The sequence below is a fragment of the Desulfovulcanus sp. genome (genome assembly GCF_982781345.1).
In genome coordinates this window covers 1-16,279 of record NZ_CEYAEZ010000004.1, presented here as the reverse complement: position 1 = coordinate 16,279, position 16,279 = coordinate 1, and the positions used below count along the sequence as shown (strand labels likewise).

Genomic DNA, 16,279 nt, shown 5'->3' with positions numbered 1-16,279 from the left:
AAGCTTGCGGAAAAACAGAGCATCTGGATGAAAGGGCTAAATACTTTGCGATGTTGACCATAACTATCGATATTAAAAAGAATTTTTGTTTACTCAAAATATCCCATTATGCTCTGTCCGCAAGCAAGTTTTAGAACAGGTTCAAGCCTTTATACCAGCATGAAAGAAACCAAGACTAGAATAAACCATGGAAATTAAGTTGATAAAAGGGTTCGGCTACAAACTCTTTTCTTCAATGCTAACAAAGAGTTGGGCACAGCTACAACTTTAAATAATTCAAAATCCAACATTGCCTGCAAAAACACCGTAAGCGTTAGTACTTGCAGGCGCAACAGCATAAATCGTGGTGAAAAAAATGACAGAGATAAAAGCCGATTTTCGTTCTGGCATCGTTGCTTTGATTGGACCGCCAAATGCTGGCAAGTCAACACTGTTAAATCAGATTATTGGCGAGAAAGTAGCTATTGTCAGTCCAAAACCGCAGACCACCAGAAACCAGATAACCGGAATATTGACACGGGAAGATGTACAGATAGTTTTTCTAGACACACCCGGAATACATCAGCGCAAAGGCAAGTTGAACTCGTTTTTGCTAAAATCAGCCTGGGATGGCCTTGCTTCTGCTGACGTGATTGTGTTTTTGCTAGATGGTCATCTTTATTTGCAAAAGCCACAGCTTATGGAGCGCGAGCTTGTACCTCTGGCGGAAAGGTTAAAAAAAGTTAAAAACCCTTTGTTTATAGCGGTAAATAAAGTTGACCGGGTGAAAGATAAAAAGCTTCTTTTGCCTTTATCCGCACGTTTAAATGAACTTATGCCAGATGTTGAAATTTTCTTTATTTCTGCTCGGAATGGGGATGGAGTTCATGAGCTACTTGCCAAGATTATTCCTGTTTTGCCTTACGGACCGCCCCTTTATCCAGAGGACCAGATATCGACACTTCCTCTAAGGTTTATGGCTGCGGAGATAATCAGAGAAAAATTATTCTTGTCTTTGCATAAAGAGTTACCTTACAATTTGGCTGTGCAGGTAGAGCATTGGGAGGAAACAGATACTTTGGTCAAAATCATGGCCACTATTTATGTTTCCCGTTCTTCACACAAACCCATAGTCATTGGGCATAGGGGGCAATTATTGAAAAAAGTAGGGCAGGAGGCCCGGGTGGAAATTGAAGAAATAGTTGGTAAAAAAGTTTACTTAGAATTGTGGGTGAAGATTAAACCTAAGTGGACTGAGAATACATCTTTTTTGTTTTCATTGGGACTGGGATAAGCCCAAGAAGTTTATTCAAACCATAACACACAACATTTAAAACATAATCTATAATGCAATGAACTCTACAAACATGGAATTGATTAGCAGATGGAAGAAGGTTGTCCAGGAAGTTAGTGAGGCATGTGTAAAAAGTGGCCGCAGGCCAGAAGAAGTGACATTGATCGCGGTTTCTAAGAAACACACGGTGCAAGCTATATCTACTTTGGCGAGGGAAGGACAGATAGATTTCGGGGAAAATTATGTCCAGGAAGCCCTGGCCAAGATAGAGGAGCTAAGTGCTTTACAATTAAGGTGGCATTTTATTGGTCGTTTACAGACTAATAAGGTTAAGTATGTTTTGGGTAAATTCGTACTCATTCATACTTTGGATTCGGAAAAGTTGGCGCAAGTGTTGCATAAAAAAGCTGAGTCCCTTGATGTAATGCAGCCGGTTCTTATTCAGGTAAATATTGGTCAGGAAGCGCAAAAATCCGGTGTTAGTGAAGACAATCTTTTTCCTTTAGTGGAACGGGTGTTGTCTTTAGATAACCTTAAACTACAGGGGTTAATGGCTTTACCTCCTTTTTTTGAACAAGCAGAGAAGGTTAGACCTTATTTTGTGCGTTTAAGGGAATTGAAAGAAGAAGTGGAACGAAGATTTGAACTTAGACTCCCACATTTATCTATGGGTATGACTAATGATTTTGTTCAGGCTATAGCGGAGGGAGCAACTTTTGTTAGAATAGGGACCAGAATTTTTGGGCCGCGCTAGGGGACCACTGATTTTTAATGAAAAAACGAAAAAATTAAAAGCATAGAATCATAGTAGAGAGGTCGCGAACTGACGTAGCTTCGCTTTGTTCAAAATGATGTGCTGTATCTCGTGTTCTGAAAAGAGACTTTGGCGGACAAGAGGCGGGAAATAAATTTATTCTTTGCAGGTTCATTTTACACTCAGTACTTACAAGCATAGAACTCAATAAACTCGAAGAAAGGGTAGACTATGGATCTGGCCACCATAATTGGTATTGTTCTTTCTTTTGGCTTAGTTGTTGCTGCTATTGTGGTCGGGGGCAGCCCCATGATTTTTGTCAATGTGCCTTCTATGCTTATAGTTGTTGGCGGAACCATCGGGGCAACATTGGTCAATTATCCTTTGGGCCATGTTCTAGGGGTTGTTGGGGTAATAAAAAACACTTTTTTTAATAAACTGGATAGCCCAACCAAGGTAATTGAACAATTTATTGACTATGCCAATAAGGCCCGGCGGGAAGGCATTTTGTCTTTAGAACCGCTTATAAAAGATATTAAAGATGGATATTTACGTAAAGGACTGCAGTTGACGGTTGATGGTTTAGAGCCGCAGACCATTCAAGAAATAATGGAGACAGAGATTTCTTATCTGGAGGAGAGACACGAGACAGGTGCAGAGATCCTGACCATTATGGGAGGATTTGCCCCGGCCATGGGAATGATTGGAACGGTTATCGGTTTGGTTCAGATGCTTCAGACCATGAATGATCCTAGTACAATTGGTCCTTCTATGGCTGTAGCCCTTATTACCACATTTTACGGGGCAATTTTGTCCAACCTGGTATTTAACCCAATGGCTGGTAAGCTTAAAACCAGAAGTAAAGAAGAAGTGTTGATCAAAGAGATGATGTTAGAGGGTATCCTGTCTATTTCAAAAGGGGAAAATCCCAGGATTGTGGAAGAAAAGTTAAACAGTTATTTACCTCCTAAGTTGCGCAAGAGTTCTGAATAACTTTATGGCAAAAAAAAAAGAAAAACAAAAAGATGGCGAAGGTATGCCTGCCTGGTTGGTCACCTTCTCCGATATGATGACTTTGCTTTTGACTTTTTTTGTTTTGCTTTTGAGCATGGCCTCTCTTACTGATGAACGGAAAAAAAAAGTAGCCTTGGGCTCATTGGTCGGTTCTTTTGGGTTGGGAAAGAGAGCTTTGGATGTACTGGGCACAAAGCAAGGTCCTAAAATGGTTGAGCCAGGCGCGATGGAGGATTATGATGACCTGGAGGCGCTAAAGCCTTTACTCTGGGATGATAAAAACGAGGATTTAAACTTTATTGCTAACAGGTTTATTCAGATTTTGACTATTAATACAGATATGCTCTTTGAGCCAGGGCAGGTTCAATTAACAGCCCGGGGAAAAAAATTCTTAGACAAGATGATACCTGTACTCAAAAAAGTACAATATCCACTTCTTTTGACAGGACATACTTCTACTTTAAGAGATGAAATCGGTCCGGACTATTTGAAGGTGATGAAATCAGGGGAGATTGATCCTTCATGGAAGTTATCATTACTAAGAGTTTTAAATGTATACCGTTATTTTTTGAGTCAGGGGATTGATCCGGAAAAGGTGCGTGTTGAGGCTTTTGGCAAATATCGACCACGCTACAGTAATCAAAGGGCATCGGGTCGAAAAAAAAATCGACGAGTGGAAATTGTTTTGGACAAGCGTAATCAGTCTTGGGCACATACTGCTTTAAGTAAAGTTAAGGTGCGCCAAAAAATTGATCGACACAGGTATATATATAAGGACTTCATTTTTGAATTAAACTCCACAAGATGAGAATTAAACCGTGGCTAGAAAGAAGAAAAAGGGGGGAGGCGGTGCAGCCAGTGACGGTTGGCTGGTGACATTTTCAGATTTGGTCACTCTTTTGTTGACCTTTTTTGTCCTCCTTTTGAGCATGTCTAGTCTTGATAAAAGTGTGGTCCAGGAAGTTGTTTCTATTTTTACAGAAAGAACAGCTTTTTTGTCGGAAAAATCAGCAGGTAAGATTGCCCATCGATTTAAAGTACTGCAGAAGTTGGTGGCAAAGAAGTGGGAAATTTTGGAAAATGAGCAGAGAATCAAGGACTTGCTTTTCCCTGATGAGGTTTTGCCCAAAGAGATTTCGAGGAGTACTCTGGAGAAAAATTTACGCATACTAGTCAGGCCAGAAGGAGTGGCTCTTGTCCTGACTGATAAGTTGTTGTTCCCATTAGGAGGGACTAAATTGACTCCTGCTGCCAGGAAAATATTGAAGGAAGTTGCCACATTGGTTTCCATCTGGCCAGCTCCTGTCAATATTGCTGGCTACACAGATAATATTCCGGCCAGAACTAGAGATAATTATGATATTTCCGGGGAAAGGGCTTTGGCTGTGTTAACTTTTTTTTTAAAACAAGGTCTTGAAAGTTCAAGGCTCTCCATTTCTGCCTATGGTCCGAATTTCCCTGTGGCTGATAACAATACAGAGTTTGGTCGGGCGCAAAATAGAAGAGTGGAGATTTTATTTAAAACATATAATTATAGCTATTTGTAAAGTTTAGAGTGTCGACTTGAAGTCGATTGATCTGCGCTATACGGAGAAGAATCAGTATCCAACATAAATTTTTCAAAGGGAGCAAACATGGCCAAGAAAAAAAAGGACCAGGAGCAAACAGAGGAAAAGAAAAAGGGTGGCATTTTAAAGTGGATAATTTTACTGGTACTTTTGATAATCCTTGGAGTGGGTGGATTCTTTGGCTATAAGTACTTTTTTGCCGGCCCTAAAGACAAGGTTGAGGCAGAAGGCGGAGCCCAACCCCAGAACGAACAGCAGGCCCAACAAGAGAAGCAGCCCGCAGAGCAAGGGCCGACAGAAATGTATTCTTTGCCCCCCTTTGTAGTTAACCTGGCCGACCCGTTAGGGCGTAGATATTTAAAGCTTTCTCTGGATGTGGAACTGATAAATAAAAAAACAGCCAAGGACTTGGAAAAAAAATTGCCCAAAGTAAAAGATACTATTTTGCTTTTACTGTCCAGCAAGAGTTTTGCGGATATTGATTCTATGGAAGAGAAGATTCAGCTCAAAAATGAGATTGTGGAGCGGTTAAATCAAATTTTGGGCAAGGCCAAGGTAGTAAGAGTATATTTTACTGAATTTGTTGTACAATAAGGATTAGAGATGAACAAAATTTTAAATCAGGATGAAGTTGATGCGTTACTTCGGGGTTTAACTGGAGGTGAAATAGAGGCAGAAACTGATATCCCTGAAGATGATTCCGGGATAGTTCCTTTTGATCTCTCCAACCAGGATCGGATCATTCGGGGACGGATGCCTGTTTTAGAGATTATTAATGATCGTTTTGCCCGCCTTGCCAGCAATGCTATGGCCAATGCCATGCGCAAGAGGGTGGATGTGAACCCCGTGTCCATTGACATGAGTAAGTTTGGCGATTTTATGCGTTCTTTGCCTGTGCCCACCAGTATTAATATCTTTAAAATGGAACCATTGCGAGGCAACGCTTTGATGGTTGTGGACACCAGGCTGGTGTTTGCCTTGGTGGAAAATTTTTTTGGGGGCTCAGGTTCCGTGCCCAAAGTGGAGGGACGGGATTTTACGCCCATTGAACAGACAATTATTACCCGAGTTGTAAAAATATTATTATCCAATTTAGAAAGTGCTTGGAATCCAGTGCACGAAGTAAAAATAGAACTGGTTCGCTCGGAAATTAACCCTCAATTTGCGGCCATTGTTCCGCCCAGTGATGTGGTGGTTGTTGTATCCTTTGAGGTGGAGTTAGAGAATGCCATTGGTTCTTTAGTGATCAGTCTGCCTTATGCTACTATTGAGCCTATACGCTCTAAGCTTTATGCTGCCTTTCAATCAGAGCGTCTTGAGGTGGACCATGCGTGGATATCCAGATTTAAAGAGCGTCTTATGGAGGTCCCGGTGAAGGTGGAGGTTATTTTAGGACAGACACAGATTACCGGTCGACAGCTTTTGAATCTGGATGTGGGGGATATTCTTCTTTTAGACACAGATGAGGATGATTTGTTAAGGGCTGAAGTGGAGGGAGTTACGAAATTTTACGGAATACCAGGTTTTGTAAAAGGTAATAAGGCCTTTCAAGTAATAAAAGAAGAAGAAACTCATTTTTAACTTGGAGTAAGGTGTATTGTTGCTTCGCTTTGTTAACTTTCCTTAAACCTTAAAAATTAGATTTTTAAAGGTGAAAAAATGGCAGACGAAGAAAAGAAAGAAATGACCGATCAGGAGAAGCTAGCTGAAGAGTGGGCCGCTGCTTTGGGTGAAGAAAATATTGATCTTGCCGATGAAGACCAGGAAGCAGGGGAGGAGAGTACTTCTTCTGAGCAAGAGGAGCTGGCAGAGGAGTGGGCCAAGGCCTTGGCTTCCGAAGAAGAGGAAAAGATTAAAGATGAAGAAAAGCGTAAATCTCTGGCTGCTCAGTCAAAAGAGGCCCAGTTCAAAGATTTGACAGCTGAAGCCAGAGCCCAAAAAGAGAAACCAAAAAGGGATTTGGAATTTATTCTGGACATTCCTTTGACAGTAACGGCACAACTTGGCAGTACGCAGCTTTTAATAAATGAACTACTGCAACTAGGTCAGGGTTCAGTCATAGAATTGAATAAATTGGCCGGTGAACCTTTGGAAGTTTTGGTTAATGGGAAATTGGTAGCCAGGGGTGAAGCAGTGGTCATTAATGAAAAATTTGGAGTTAGACTCACAGACATTATAAGCCCTATCGAGAGGATCAAGCAACTTGGCTAACGCAACCAATATTGCTGCACCCAATCTGGATGTGGGGCTGGCCGGTATTAAGATGGCCGCGGCCCTGTTTATAATTCTAGCCCTTATTTTCATTGGTTTTTATCTATTGCGCCGTTTTGGGTCCAAGGCAGGTCTGCCTTTTGGCAGAGGGAAACTGAATATGGTGGCCAGCCTGGGACTAGGCCCGAAGAAGAATGTGGTTGTGGTCCGCTTTTTGAATAAATATCTTGTACTTGGGGTTACTGAAACCCAAATCAACAAGTTAATGGAGATGGATGCGGACCATGAAACCGAACAGGACTTTTCCAGTATTTTGGCCCAGGAAAAGAATTCTCATTCTCGTAAACCTTAGCCTGCTTGTTTTCCTACCTTCCCTGGTTTTTGGGGTTGATGAGCCCATTTTACCTTCCATTTCTCTACAGCTAGCTGCAGGCCAGACAGAGCCGGAAAAGGTCTCTGTGCTTTTAGAGATCCTTTTTTTGCTCACTGTTCTTTCGGTGGCTCCGGCCATTGTGCTCACAATAACTTCTTTTACGAGAATTATCATTGTTTTTTCCTTTTTGCGTCATGCCATGGGAACGCAGCAGATGCCTCCCAACCAGGTTTTGGCGGGTTTGGCCATTTTTATGACGGTGGCCATCATGGCTCCCGTTGGCAAGCAAATCAATGATCAAGCTCTACAGCCTTATCTTAATGAAGAGATCGGTTATAAAGAGGCTCTGAAATTAGCTGAACAGCCAGTGAGACAATTTTTATTCAAACATACTCGGGAAAAGGATCTTTCAATCTTTTTTTCCATTACGAAAATGGAGCGGCCTAAGAGCAAAGAAGATGTGCCGACCATGATTCTGGTGCCTGCCTATATGATCAGTGAACTGAAAACCGGCTTTCAGATAGGCTTTTTAATTTACATTCCTTTTTTGATTCTGGACATGGTCGTGGCCAGCATCCTTTTGTCTATGGGTATGATGATGCTCCCACCAATAATGATCTCGATGCCATTTAAGATTTTACTTTTTGTTATGGTTGATGGTTGGAATTTACTTATTGGTTCTTTGGTAAATAGTTTTGCTTAATAGGCCGTTTTTTTATAAAGTTGCAAGGCTCAAAATGACTTCTTTAGTAGGAGGGAGATTAATGACTCCAGAATTCGTGGTTGGTTTTGCCAGACAGGCCATTGAATTGACATTGATGATATCTTTGCCCATGCTGGGTGTTGGGCTGGTAGTTGGGGTGCTGGTCAGTATTATTCAGGCCGCAACTCAGCTTCAGGAGATGACACTGACTCTGGTCCCCAAGATTATTTCCATCTTTATCGTCCTCTTAATTGCATTTCCATGGATCATGGACAAGATGATCACCTATACTCGGGAACTCTTGCTTAATTTACCTAATTATATTCGCTGAGATAATTTTAGAGTAAACAGAAAGTATTCAACTAAACTGAGGTTGTTAAAAGTAGGTTTTTTAAGGATAAATAGCAAATTTTAGTTGCTGTGGCTTACTTTAGCCAGTTTTTCTCTCCATTATACCGAGAAATTGGCCGAGCATGATCGCACCGGCCTGTGCTACATTCAATGAATCAAATCCTCCAGGCATAGGGATATAAAGGCTGTGGTGGCAGCGTTTGAGCACATTAGGTCTTATCCCCTTCTCTTCATTTCCCAGTACTAGAATTGCTGGAAATTTAATCCTGAAATTAAAAATATTTTCTGCTTCTAAATCATATCTGGCTGCATAGATCCAGAATCCACTATCCCTAGCTTCATCCAGAGCCCTGGCAAGGTTGGTTACCCGGGAAATATTTATCTGGTGGATAGCCCCGGCAGAGGCTTTGTACGCACCTGCGCCCAAATAAGCACTACGGTCTTTAGGCACGATAAAACCGCCTGTACCTAAGGCAAGCGCGGTCCTGGCCAGAGTACCAACATTGCCTGGGTCTTGAATTTGATCTAAGGCTAACAGTACGGGGAGATAAGCTTTTTGGGCCTTTGCCAGAATTTCACTCAGAGGGATATTTTTTTGGGCGCTAGTACGGGCTATCACTCCTTGATGGTTGCCGCTATAAATGCGGTCAAGGTCAACTCGGTTTAGAAATTTATAACGGATACGGTTATGTCTGCACTGGTTGACTATTTTGGCCAATGCTCCACCCTTATGGTGTTGGAAATATACAAGGTCAATTTTTTCCGGTTCGTTTTGAATAAGTTCCATTACCGGTTTGCGCCCGGGGATATAATTTATCATTTTGCTCATAAATTTAGGTTAAAATTGAATTGATTTAATCTGGCTTGATATCCGAAAGTATGATTTTACCCTGATAACAGGCAGATTTGTTATTGCCAAGTAGATAAGTTTCAGGTAGCTCCGAAGTTTAACTAATCTGCATCGATGAGGAGAGACTCTATGCGCTTTTGGGCATTGTTAATAACCATTTTTTTATTCGCCTGTGCACCACTTAAGACGACTACTCAAAGGGAACAGGTTGTGGAACAACCTGTAGCAATGACCAATGATGTTAAAGAGGAATCATCTTCCCTGGAAAGCCCATCCAATGAGGAGCCTCTTGTTACAAGTGAAGATTTTAGTAGCGATGTTTTGGAGGAGAAAGATTTAGAACCGGAAATCGAGCAGGAACTTGCTCCGGAAATTGAGCAAGAACTTGTTCAAGAGCAGGTCCAGCTTACTCCTGAAGAGGAAAAGGTCTTACAGACAAAAACAACCATACAATTTGATCTCGATGTATATGAAACCAAGGAGATGCAGCTCTATTTTAAACTCTATACCCACAAGTACCGTAAGACCTTTGCTAGATGGCTGAAAAGGGCGCAGATTTTTTTACCTTTTATTAAAGAAGTCTTCACAGCTCAAGGATTACCCCAGGATTTGATTTTTCTGCCCTTTGCGGAAAGTGGGTTCAACCCTTGGGCTTATTCCAGGGCTGGAGCTGCAGGTCTGTGGCAGTTTATGCCATCAACAGGACGAAAGTATGGTCTAAAGGTGGATTGGTGGATAGATGAGCGCCGGGATCCATATTTATCTACCTATGCAGCAGCTAGTTATTTAAAGAAATTATATAATGATTTTGGAGATTGGTATCTGGCCCTGGCTGCGTACAATGCCGGTGAAGGGAGAATTTCCTGGGCCCTTAGGCGTAGTGGATGCGATAATTTTTTTGATTTGGCCAAAAAGCGACGCTATTTAAGGAAAGAGACCAAGTATTATGTCCCCAAATTTCTAGCCATTTTAAAAATTGTACAGAACCTGGAAGAACTAGGCTTTGAACCCATTGATTGGGATAGGGATACACAGGTTGAGAAGTTAAAGATAAAAGGCGGAACAGACCTTTTGGCTTTGGCTGGTGCCGCTGGTGTAAAGTGGAAGGAATTCAGGAAGTTGAATCCGGCCTTTCGTCGTCAAGTCAGCCCGCCGGACAAAGAGTGTTTTGTTTATATCCCCAAGGAAAAGTTACAGTTGGCCAAGGCCTATCTGGATAATCCCCGGTCCAGGCCTTATGCCGGCTACAAGAGATACAAGATTCGTCGGGGAGACTCATGGTGGCGCATTTCCAGGCGATTTGGTGTGCCTATTGCCGTGCTAAAAAAGGTGAATAACAAAAGAAGTAATCTGCTAAGGCCCGGTTCTTGGATTATGGTCCCGGCTAGAGGATCAGATATTGCTATTTATAACACCGATAGGATCAGGACCCTGGCCAGGAAGCGGGCCAATTATATTGTGCAAAAGGGTGATACCTTGTGGGATATTTCCAGGCACTTTGGTATTAGCCTAAAAACCCTTATCAGGGCCAATGGAATTACTTCTGCCAAATCTCTCAGGCCTGGCCAGAAACTATATATACCTGATGTAAGTTATAAACAAACTCAATTGGCTCGGCGACAGGCAAAGAGTGTTCATGCCCGGTTGGTCGAATATCGTGTACGAAGAGGCGATACCCTGTGGGATATCGCCAGAAAGTTTGCTGTGAGAACTTCTGACCTTGTAGAATGGAATGGTTTGTCTAAAAGAGGGATTATTCGTCCCGGGGACAAGCTTAAGATCTATGTTCCATAAGTTGCCTTAAGTAGTTCATGGCGTCAGAAGGACAAAACTCTTGCCCTGTCCATATGCGGAATTGTTCCAGGGCCTGGTAGACAAACATGGACAGGCCAGAAATTGTCTTGCAACCTTCTTTTTGGGCATCAATAAGAAGCCTGGTTTGCAAAGGGTTATAAATCAGGTCGTAGACAATTTTGAACCGGCTTAAGTTTTTGTCCCAGGGCGAATGATTTTCCCATTTTCCGTGCATACCTAAAGGGGTGGTGTTGACCAGAAGGTCTGCCTTTACCTCATATCTCTCTTCCCAGGCAATTGTTTTCAGGTCAAATTCACGGGCAAGGCTCCTTGCCTTTTCTTGTGTCCTATTTGTCAGGTAAATTGTAGAAACAGACAAGTCTTTAAGTCCTACGATTACGGCCCGACTTGCCCCGCCGCTACCCAGGATAAGGGCAGAATTTATCTTTTCTTGTAAGAGGGTTAAAGGGGTTGTGAAACCTATAATGTCGGTATTATCCCCGACAAGTTTTTCATCCTCCCAGTACAATGTATTAACCGCCCCAATTTTTAACGCCCGTGGAGTCAAGATATCCAAATAGGGCAGGATGGTCTGTTTGTGTGGGATGGTTACACTGACCCCGGCAATGGGCAGAGTGCGCACGGCAACCATGAATGCCGGTAATTTTTCCGTCGGTATGGACCAACGGAAATAGGTTTTAGGTAGCCTTTTTTGCTTAAATGCCCAGTTGTGTAGTGGAGGGCTTAAGGAGTGGCTAATGGGGTAGCCAAGAACTCCATATGCTTGATACATGTTGATACCTTGCTCGTTGTTTATAGCTCATGGTAAAAATTGAAATCAATTGCATCTGCCAACAACTATTATTGATTATGAGTTACGAGCTCAGCTTAGTGGTCCGTTTTTTTGAACATAGTCTGCCCCGGCCTGCAAGGCTTCCTCATTTTTGGGGATCAGATGCTGGTAATGGCTGGAAATTACACTTTTGAGGCTTTCCTGCACCTGGGTTAAGGGAATAATGCCAGTGACCTGGATATAAGCCCCTAAAGCAACCATATTGGCCATACGGGAGTTGCCAATACCATCAGCGATTTCATTGGCAGGCACAGGGTAGGCCCTTATTCTTTGTTTGTCTGCCAGGCTTTGATCCACTAGGGAAGAGTTGATAATCACTATTCCTTTATCTTGAACCCGCGGCTGGAATTTGTCCAGAGAGGGTCTGTTCATGGCAATAAGGCTTACGGGGTTGTGAATTATGGGTGAGCCGATTTCCTCATCAGAAATGACAACAGTACAATTAGCTGTTCCGCCACGCATTTCCGGCCCATAGACCGGGATATAGGTTACGTTCAGGCCTTGCTCCATGGCTGCATAGGCTAATAAATTGCCAATGAGCATCACCCCTTGACCACCAAAACCAGCTATGATCACATCTTTATAGATACTCATTTTGCCTCCGAAATACAGTCTTTAAATTCTCCCAACGGAAAGTAAGGGATCATTTCCTTTTCTATCCGTTCATTAGCTTGAATAGGGGACATCTTCCAGTTAGTCGGACAGGCAGCCAAAACTTCCACAAACCCAAAACCAATACCTTGGATCTGGGCAGTAAAGGCCTTCTTTAAGGCCTTTTTGGCCTTGGTTAAATTTTTGATATTGTTTACAGCCACGCGGGCAGAATAGGCTGTTCCGCCCAGATCTGCTATAATTTCGGCCATTTTGATTGGCAGGCCTTCCTTTTCAGCACGCCGGCCCTTGGGGCAGGTGGTTGTTTTCTGGCCTACCATGGTGGTTGGGGCCATCTGACCTCCAGTCATGCCGTAGACTGTATTGTTCACAAATACCACCGAGACTCGCTCTCCCCTGTTGGCACAATGCATGATTTCTGCCAGGCCAATAGAGGCCAGGTCTCCATCTCCCTGATAGGTAAAGACGAATTTGTCCGGCCTGGCCCTTTTTACCCCGGTAGCTACGGCAGGGGCCCGGCCATGTGGAGCTTCCACTGTGTCCACCAGAATATAATTGTAAATAAATACAGAGCAGCCAATAGAGCCGATACATATGGTATCTTGGACAAGATTCATTTCTTCCAGACATTGAGCCACCAGTTTGTGTGCTGTGCCGTGGTGACACCCGGGACAGTAATGGGTAGGACGGTCAGCCAATACTGTTGGACGAGGATTGATAAGTTTTTCTTCCATTATTATTTCTCCGTGCAATGTCCACTCTCGTTTTTGGTTAAATGTTTATTGGTTTGCCATTTAATCATTCAGTCATTTAACCAAGTTCTTAACTTCCTAACTTTCATTCTTCAGGGCCTGTAAAATTGGTTGTTCGAAATCATTTGGCGTGGGCAGGTTGCCTGGCAGATGACCATAAAAATCTGACTTGGCAAGACCGCAGATGCTTAAGCGCACATCCTCTACCATTTGGCCCAAATTGTGTTCAATTGTCAAAAATCTTTTTCCCTCTCTGGCCAGTTCCTGCAAAGGTTTTTTGGGAAAAGGGAATAATGTGATGGGTCGGATTAGACCGATCTTATGTCCCTCTTTTCTTAACTTGCGAATAGTGGACTTGGCTATGCGGCCAATAGAGCCATAGGCAACCACAATTAAGTCAGCATCTTCCGCCATAAATTCTTCCCAGGCACACTCCTTTTCCATGCGGGCATATTTTTCTTTTAGGTTTAGATTATGCCCGGCCAGTTCACCATCTTCAAGAAAAAGGGATTTTAAAATACGGTGGGACCTATCTTTTGCGCCCGTTAAGCACCATTTTTCTGCTTCGGTTGTGTCAATATCTTCTGGTTTCCAGGGAATGATTGGTTCTTTCATTTGTCCTAAAATGGCATCACCTAAAATCATGACCGGATTGCGATAGGCAAAAGCCAGGTCAAAGGCTTTGATAGTCAGGTCATAAGCTTCCTGCACAGTGCCTGGAGCCAGGACTAAAAGTCTGTAATCACCATGTCCTCCTCCTTTTGTAGCCTGGAAATAATCTCCCTGTGACGGTCCAATATCGCCAAGACCTGGGCCACCTCTGTTCATATTGACAATCACTGCAGGTAGCTGACTGCCTGCCATGTATGAAATGGCTTCCTGTTTCAATGAAATGCCTGGACTGGATGAAGAGGTCATGGCCCGCACACCGCAGGCAGCAGCACCAAGAAGCATGTTGGCCGCTGCTATTTCGCTTTCGGCCTGGACAAATTCTCCTCCAGCCTCTGGCAAAGCTCTGGACATAAACTCAGGAATGTCGTTTTGAGGTGTAATGGGGTAGCCAAAGTAGCATCTACATTCAGCAGCCAGAGCTCCGTGGCATATGGCTTCGTTGCCTTTGATAAAAATCTTTTTTTCCCTTTCCATATCAAGCGGCCTCCCCGATTTTTGTCGGTTTATAAACTAAAATGGCCGAATCAGGACAGATGTGTCCACAAAAACCACAACCAGTACATTCGGTCATATCCTCTGAACGTACCTCGACCACCTTGTAGCCCTGTTTGTTAAAACGGCTTGACTGGACAATAATTTTTTTGGGGCAAACCAAGGTGCATAGGAGGCAGCCTTTACAACGTTCATCCTGTACTTCAATTCTGGACATAAATCCTCCTTTGCTTAGGTGCTGCACTGCTTTCTCTCCATCATTCTGAACAGAGCGGAGTTTCTTTATGGTCCTCAGGCGAAGCGGACGGCTTTCTGCCACCTGCCTTTGGCGAGACCACAAAAATGACGTTACAGAACACGGTTAGAGAATAAGCATTGCATCTCCGTAAGAAAAAAAACGGAAATCGTTTTTTATTGCAAACTCATAGGCTCTTAAAATGTTTTCTCTGCCAGCTAGGGCCGAGACCAAAATAATAAGCGAAGAGCCAGGCAGGTGAAAGTTGGTGATTAAATGATCAATAACCTGAAACTTGAAGCCTGGCTTGATGAACAGGTCTGTCCATCCCTGGTAGGGGTTGATCCCTCCCGTGAGACAAGCCATGCTCTCCAATGCCCTGACTGTGGTTGTGCCTACAGCAACTATGGGCCTTTTTTCTTTTTTGGCCCTCTCTATATTTTGGGCAGTATCTTCAGGAATTTCAATGTATTCTGCGTGCATTTTATGTTCACGAATGTCCTGGCAACGGATTGGGGAAAATGTGCCGTATCCCACATATAAAGTTATTTCGGCCCAGTCGACTCCGCATGCTGTTAGCTTATTTTTTACTTCCTCTGTAAAATGTAGTCCTGCTGTGGGTGCTGCAACTGACCCCAATTTTTCTTCTCTAGCATAGATAGTTTGATACCTGTAGCGATCCACTTCGCTGACATCTCGGCGAATATAAGGCGGAAGTGGCATCTTGCCGTAACTAATGAATTTTTGGGCTAGGTCTCCTTGCCAGAAAAGCTTTACCCTACATTTCCCAAAATCTTTTCGCTCAAGTACTGTTAATTTTAAATCTTTTTGAAAATAGATCTCTTCTCCTACGCGGGGCCCTTTAGATGCCTTTAGCAAACCTTCTGCTGAGGCGCTCAACCAATCATTGTCCTCTTTTTCGGCCTTTATCAAAGGTAGTGGGGTTAAAAGGAGAAATTCTACCTTGCCCCCGGTTTTTTTGCGTCCAATAAGTCTGGCAGGAAGAACCTGGGTATTGTTCACCACCAGGAGTGAACCATGCGGTATAAAATTATGGATACTGGAAAAGGCGCTCTTGTGCAGAGTTCCCCTTCGCCTGTTTAAGATGAGCAGGTTGGAGGCCTCTCTGCTTTGGGCCGGTACTTGGGCAATTTTGTCTGCTGGAAGCTCGAAAGTATAGTTTTTTAAATCAAAGTCGGGAGGAATTGTCATTTTGTTTAATGTTGAATAGATTCCTGGAGCAAAATTACCTTTGCTCCAGGACAATTATTTTTTTCGTTTTTTGAGCAAATTTTTTGTATCCATCCATGGCCTTTCACCAGAGAAGGCCGAAGCTATTTTTTGAGTCGAAGAATTGCTTATTTTTAAGCAAAAACAAAATTATTAACTAAGGTTACTGTTTGATGCAACCCTTAATTTTTTCGTTTCACCTGCGCGGAAATCATAAAAAGTTCGCTATAAAGCTTAACTTAAATATTAGTCTTTATTTGAGTTGATAATCAAGTGGTTTTGAAAAAAAAAGCTAATCTGTTAATTATTACAACAAATTACCTTGGTTTGTTGATACCTAAAATGTTGACATGGATATTTTGGGGATTCTGTTGTCGTTTGAGGGGGTAAGTTAGAGGACTATAGATGATATTATTGACCCAGCTGTGTATTTGTATGGCTGGGCTCCGACCTTCTGCTTTTATTGCCAACTTAACCTTTTAGAGCTTGTGGCCGAACCTTTTTATCAACTTAATTTCCAAGTTTTATTTCAGTCTTGGTTT

The 16,279-nt window shown here is 42.7% G+C and carries 19 protein-coding genes; 12 read left to right on the top strand and 7 right to left on the bottom strand.

Annotated features, from left to right (window positions below):
* The first annotated feature begins 355 nt into the window (after window positions 1-355).
* The 11 genes from era to fliQ all read left to right on the top strand — a co-directional run bounded on the left by era (window position 356) and on the right by fliQ (window position 8,227).
* The gene (gene era / locus AC3WVG_RS01160; RefSeq protein ID WP_488796343.1) at window positions 356-1,273 is read left to right on the top strand and encodes a GTPase Era; all 918 of its coding nucleotides are present in this window, start codon (window positions 356-358) and stop codon (window positions 1,271-1,273) included.
* A gap of 58 nt (window positions 1,274-1,331) precedes the next feature.
* Complete coding sequence (locus AC3WVG_RS01155) at window positions 1,332-2,027, top strand: YggS family pyridoxal phosphate-dependent enzyme (RefSeq protein WP_488796342.1); 696 nt, start codon at window positions 1,332-1,334, stop codon at window positions 2,025-2,027.
* A 231-nt stretch (window positions 2,028-2,258) separates the two neighbouring features.
* Complete coding sequence (locus AC3WVG_RS01150; RefSeq protein ID WP_488796341.1) at window positions 2,259-3,020, top strand: motility protein A; 762 nt, start codon at window positions 2,259-2,261, stop codon at window positions 3,018-3,020.
* A 4-nt stretch (window positions 3,021-3,024) separates the two neighbouring features.
* Entirely contained in the window at window positions 3,025-3,849 is an 825-nt protein-coding gene (locus tag AC3WVG_RS01145) for a flagellar motor protein MotB (RefSeq protein WP_488796340.1), read from the top strand.
* A 10-nt stretch (window positions 3,850-3,859) separates the two neighbouring features.
* Window positions 3,860-4,588 (top strand): OmpA/MotB family protein, encoded by a 729-nt coding sequence (locus AC3WVG_RS01140; RefSeq protein ID WP_488796339.1) that lies wholly within the window; start codon window positions 3,860-3,862, stop codon window positions 4,586-4,588.
* Between the two features lie 87 nt (window positions 4,589-4,675).
* On the top strand, window positions 4,676-5,203 hold the full coding sequence (locus AC3WVG_RS01135) for a flagellar basal body-associated FliL family protein (protein ID WP_488796338.1): 528 nt from the start codon (window positions 4,676-4,678) through the stop codon (window positions 5,201-5,203).
* A gap of 9 nt (window positions 5,204-5,212) precedes the next feature.
* Entirely contained in the window at window positions 5,213-6,190 is a 978-nt protein-coding gene (gene fliM, locus AC3WVG_RS01130) for a flagellar motor switch protein FliM (RefSeq protein WP_488796337.1), read from the top strand.
* A 78-nt stretch (window positions 6,191-6,268) separates the two neighbouring features.
* Window positions 6,269-6,820: a flagellar motor switch protein FliN gene (gene fliN / locus AC3WVG_RS01125; RefSeq protein WP_488796336.1), complete on the top strand. Its 552-nt coding sequence runs from the start codon at window positions 6,269-6,271 to the stop codon at window positions 6,818-6,820.
* A complete protein-coding gene (fliO, locus tag AC3WVG_RS01120; protein WP_252380782.1) occupies window positions 6,813-7,172 on the top strand; it encodes a flagellar biosynthetic protein FliO in 360 nt (119 codons plus the stop codon). Before fliN ends, fliO begins: the two co-directional genes overlap by 8 nt.
* On the top strand, window positions 7,105-7,896 hold the full coding sequence (fliP, locus tag AC3WVG_RS01115) for a flagellar type III secretion system pore protein FliP (protein ID WP_488796335.1): 792 nt from the start codon (window positions 7,105-7,107) through the stop codon (window positions 7,894-7,896). The genes fliO and fliP overlap by 68 nt, the downstream gene beginning before the upstream one ends.
* Before the next feature lie 61 nt (window positions 7,897-7,957).
* Window positions 7,958-8,227 carry a flagellar biosynthesis protein FliQ gene (gene fliQ / locus AC3WVG_RS01110; RefSeq protein WP_488796334.1) on the top strand — a complete coding sequence of 90 codons (270 nt, stop codon included), beginning with the start codon at window positions 7,958-7,960 and terminating at the stop codon, window positions 8,225-8,227.
* 99 nt (window positions 8,228-8,326) lie between these two features.
* On the opposite strand, the gene rlmB is transcribed toward fliQ, so the two are convergent.
* Complete coding sequence (gene rlmB, locus AC3WVG_RS01105) at window positions 8,327-9,067, bottom strand: 23S rRNA (guanosine(2251)-2'-O)-methyltransferase RlmB (RefSeq protein ID WP_488796333.1); 741 nt, start codon at window positions 9,065-9,067, stop codon at window positions 8,327-8,329.
* A 159-nt stretch (window positions 9,068-9,226) separates the two neighbouring features.
* Here rlmB and AC3WVG_RS01100 point away from each other — a divergent pair, with 159 nt between their 5' ends.
* On the top strand, window positions 9,227-10,891 hold the full coding sequence (locus tag AC3WVG_RS01100; RefSeq protein ID WP_488796332.1) for a LysM peptidoglycan-binding domain-containing protein: 1,665 nt from the start codon (window positions 9,227-9,229) through the stop codon (window positions 10,889-10,891).
* On the opposite strand, the gene aroE is transcribed toward AC3WVG_RS01100, so the two are convergent.
* From aroE to queA, 6 genes are all read right to left on the bottom strand, one after another.
* On the bottom strand, window positions 10,872-11,684 hold the full coding sequence (gene aroE, locus AC3WVG_RS01095; protein WP_488796331.1) for a shikimate dehydrogenase: 813 nt from the start codon (window positions 11,682-11,684) through the stop codon (window positions 10,872-10,874). The genes AC3WVG_RS01100 and aroE overlap by 20 nt on opposite strands.
* 90 nt (window positions 11,685-11,774) lie before the next feature.
* Window positions 11,775-12,338, bottom strand: a complete 564-nt coding sequence (locus tag AC3WVG_RS01090) for a 2-oxoacid:ferredoxin oxidoreductase subunit gamma family protein (RefSeq protein WP_488796330.1) — start codon at window positions 12,336-12,338, stop codon at window positions 11,775-11,777.
* A complete protein-coding gene (locus AC3WVG_RS01085) occupies window positions 12,335-13,090 on the bottom strand; it encodes a thiamine pyrophosphate-dependent enzyme (RefSeq protein ID WP_488796329.1) in 756 nt (251 codons plus the stop codon). The genes AC3WVG_RS01090 and AC3WVG_RS01085 overlap by 4 nt, the downstream gene beginning before the upstream one ends.
* A 96-nt stretch (window positions 13,091-13,186) precedes the next feature.
* Window positions 13,187-14,254, bottom strand: coding sequence for a 3-methyl-2-oxobutanoate dehydrogenase subunit VorB (locus tag AC3WVG_RS01080; RefSeq protein WP_488796328.1), 1,068 nt, complete (start codon window positions 14,252-14,254; stop codon window positions 13,187-13,189).
* A gap of 1 nt (window position 14,255) precedes the next feature.
* Window positions 14,256-14,489, bottom strand: coding sequence for a 4Fe-4S dicluster domain-containing protein (locus AC3WVG_RS01075; protein WP_488796327.1), 234 nt, complete (start codon window positions 14,487-14,489; stop codon window positions 14,256-14,258).
* A gap of 144 nt (window positions 14,490-14,633) precedes the next feature.
* Window positions 14,634-15,719 (bottom strand): tRNA preQ1(34) S-adenosylmethionine ribosyltransferase-isomerase QueA, encoded by a 1,086-nt coding sequence (queA, locus tag AC3WVG_RS01070; RefSeq protein ID WP_488796326.1) that lies wholly within the window; start codon window positions 15,717-15,719, stop codon window positions 14,634-14,636.
* Between the last annotated feature and the right edge of the window lie 560 nt (window positions 15,720-16,279).

Coding starts and splice junctions, on each gene's coding strand:
- era (WP_488796343.1), top strand. CDS start 356: ATGACAGAGATAAAAGCCGATTTTCGTTCTGGCATCGTTGCTTTGATT.
- AC3WVG_RS01155 (WP_488796342.1), top strand. CDS start 1,332: ATGAACTCTACAAACATGGAATTGATTAGCAGATGGAAGAAGGTTGTC.
- AC3WVG_RS01150 (WP_488796341.1), top strand. CDS start 2,259: ATGGATCTGGCCACCATAATTGGTATTGTTCTTTCTTTTGGCTTAGTT.
- AC3WVG_RS01145 (WP_488796340.1), top strand. CDS start 3,025: ATGGCAAAAAAAAAAGAAAAACAAAAAGATGGCGAAGGTATGCCTGCC.
- AC3WVG_RS01135 (WP_488796338.1), top strand. CDS start 4,676: ATGGCCAAGAAAAAAAAGGACCAGGAGCAAACAGAGGAAAAGAAAAAG.
- fliM (WP_488796337.1), top strand. CDS start 5,213: ATGAACAAAATTTTAAATCAGGATGAAGTTGATGCGTTACTTCGGGGT.
- fliN (WP_488796336.1), top strand. CDS start 6,269: ATGGCAGACGAAGAAAAGAAAGAAATGACCGATCAGGAGAAGCTAGCT.
- fliP (WP_488796335.1), top strand. CDS start 7,105: ATGAAACCGAACAGGACTTTTCCAGTATTTTGGCCCAGGAAAAGAATT.
- fliQ (WP_488796334.1), top strand. CDS start 7,958: ATGACTCCAGAATTCGTGGTTGGTTTTGCCAGACAGGCCATTGAATTG.
- rlmB (WP_488796333.1), bottom strand. CDS start 9,067: ATGATAAATTATATCCCCGGGCGCAAACCGGTAATGGAACTTATTCAA.
- AC3WVG_RS01100 (WP_488796332.1), top strand. CDS start 9,227: ATGCGCTTTTGGGCATTGTTAATAACCATTTTTTTATTCGCCTGTGCA.
- aroE (WP_488796331.1), bottom strand. CDS start 11,684: ATGTATCAAGCATATGGAGTTCTTGGCTACCCCATTAGCCACTCCTTA.
- AC3WVG_RS01090 (WP_488796330.1), bottom strand. CDS start 12,338: ATGAGTATCTATAAAGATGTGATCATAGCTGGTTTTGGTGGTCAAGGG.
- AC3WVG_RS01085 (WP_488796329.1), bottom strand. CDS start 13,090: ATGGAAGAAAAACTTATCAATCCTCGTCCAACAGTATTGGCTGACCGT.
- AC3WVG_RS01080 (WP_488796328.1), bottom strand. CDS start 14,254: ATGGAAAGGGAAAAAAAGATTTTTATCAAAGGCAACGAAGCCATATGC.
- AC3WVG_RS01075 (WP_488796327.1), bottom strand. CDS start 14,489: ATGTCCAGAATTGAAGTACAGGATGAACGTTGTAAAGGCTGCCTCCTA.
- queA (WP_488796326.1), bottom strand. CDS start 15,719: ATGACAATTCCTCCCGACTTTGATTTAAAAAACTATACTTTCGAGCTT.